Raw genomic sequence first — 1,712 nt, forward strand, 5'->3', positions numbered from 1 at the left:
CACACACGTAGTTGCCGGAGTGGTTGTTGCCCGCGCCGATCAGCCGCCGACCCTGGCTGGAGGTGAGGCCCCCGACGTACACGAACGGCTCCACCGAGGAGTACACCCAGATGTGGGCGATGTCAACGGCGTCGTTCTGGTCCCAGAACTGGCCGAACACATTCCACTGGTTGGTCGTGGTCACCGTGTCGCTCGGGTCACCGCAGTGCCCCGCAGTGAGCATGCCAGGGTCCCCCCACCAGTCGGTGATGGGGAAGCCGAGGGTGCAGCCCCAGCCGTCGTTGTAGTACATGGCGCCGCCCCAGTATGGAGCCCGGTCGAACTGCCGGTTGTAGTCCACCAACGTGGTGGCCGGCGCTTCAGCGGCCAAGGGATCGGGTGCCGACTGCTCGAACTCCACGACGTAGCGGGTGCGTTCCCCGCCGGGCAGCTTCGGTGCGGTACCCGTCCCGGCGACCCCGACGACGACCCCGCTGCCATCGGATGCCGGATACGCCTGCACGGCCAGCCCCGAGTCGTGCCAGCGCCTCGCCTCGGCCTCGAGCTCCACCCGCGTGTAGTCGGCCGGCAGCACCTGAACCGGCACCGACCTGCGCCCCTCGTCCACCGCTCCGCGGACCGCCGCCGGCACCTCGCCCTTCCAATACAGGCGCACGTCGCGGTTGTCTGGGTCGGCCACCAGGCCGGCGTAGCCGTCACCCCCGGCCGCGACGATGCGGTCGGCCGCCGCGTTCAGCTTGGACTGCAACTCGAACACCTCGTCCCACGAGGCAAACCCGGGCGGAACGTCCTCGGTGGACGGTGGTGCGACATTCAGCGGCTTGTCCGGCTGAGGTTCCTGGTCGGCCGTCGGCGGGCGTGGCCGGCCGGGATCGTTCGTCGCGAACGCCGGTGTACCGCTGGCCACCAGTGCGGCCACGGCCAGGCCGGCAAGCACGACGGCACCGGCTCTCTTCCTGTGCAGCATCTCTCTCCCCCCCGGGGCGGCGCCTGTCGCCGGCCCGGAAGACACCATGTGGGCGCCGACCCACCCGCCACCAGGGCCGGCGCGGCGAGTTGCCGGTGAACAGCCGGTCGCTGTCAGCCGGGCGACACCAACGGCCACATTGTCGGATGGCCGAATCTTCGATCCGTCCGGTACCGGCCGCCTCTACCGTGTACCGGTGAGAAGAGCCGATGGGGGCCGAGGCGGCGCGTTCGGCGAGCTGATGCTGCGTCATCGGGCCAAGGCCGGCTTGAAGCAACGGGAGCTGGCCCGCCGCAGCGAGCTCAGCGAACGGGCCGTTCGTGACCTCGAGCGTGGTGTCCGCGTTCCCCGGGCCAGCTCCGCTCGTCTGGTCGCCACCGCGCTCGGGCTGGTCGGCGACCAGACGGCGCAGCCGCGCCGCGGACTCCGACTCGTTCTTCTTGCCCTCGGTGTACGGCTTGAGGAAGCGCTTGTCGGCGGTGATGGCATAGCCCCGGATGCCGGTCTCCTGATTGACCATGGCGGACTGGAGCCGGTACGCCTCGGTCTGGGCGGGCTGTACGCCCCGCAGCAGGGAGTCGGTCGCCACGGCCGTGCGGTCGATGAGGCTGGCGCCCACCACGGTGCCGAGCAGCACCAGGAGGCTCATGAGCGACAGCACGAGGTAGAACCAGCCCTGCACGGTCAGGCGGCGCCCGGTCCACGGCTTGTGCGCGAGGTTCTTCACCCTGTGCTCCGTACCGAC

The 1,712-nt window shown here is 70.3% G+C and carries 1 protein-coding gene and 2 pseudogenes; 1 reads left to right on the plus strand and 2 read right to left on the minus strand.

Annotated elements, in window-relative coordinates:
- A partial coding sequence (locus tag AB0M20_RS41920) for a hypothetical protein (protein ID WP_364306935.1) occupies positions 1-967 on the minus strand: 967 nt, incomplete at its 3' end.
- 46 nt (positions 968-1,013) lie between these two features.
- On the opposite strand from AB0M20_RS41920, the pseudogene AB0M20_RS41925 reads away from it, so the two are divergent.
- Positions 1,014-1,364 (plus strand): annotated as a pseudogene (locus AB0M20_RS41925) (helix-turn-helix transcriptional regulator); the annotation flags it as partial.
- 45 nt (positions 1,365-1,409) lie between these two features.
- Here the strand turns inward: AB0M20_RS41925 and AB0M20_RS41930 are convergent.
- Positions 1,410-1,616 (minus strand): annotated as a pseudogene (locus AB0M20_RS41930) (CHASE3 domain-containing protein); the annotation flags it as partial.
- Between the last annotated feature and the right edge of the window lie 96 nt (positions 1,617-1,712).

It is taken from the genome of Actinoplanes sp. NPDC051633 (assembly GCF_040681735.1).
Classification (GTDB): domain Bacteria; phylum Actinomycetota; class Actinomycetes; order Mycobacteriales; family Micromonosporaceae; genus Actinoplanes.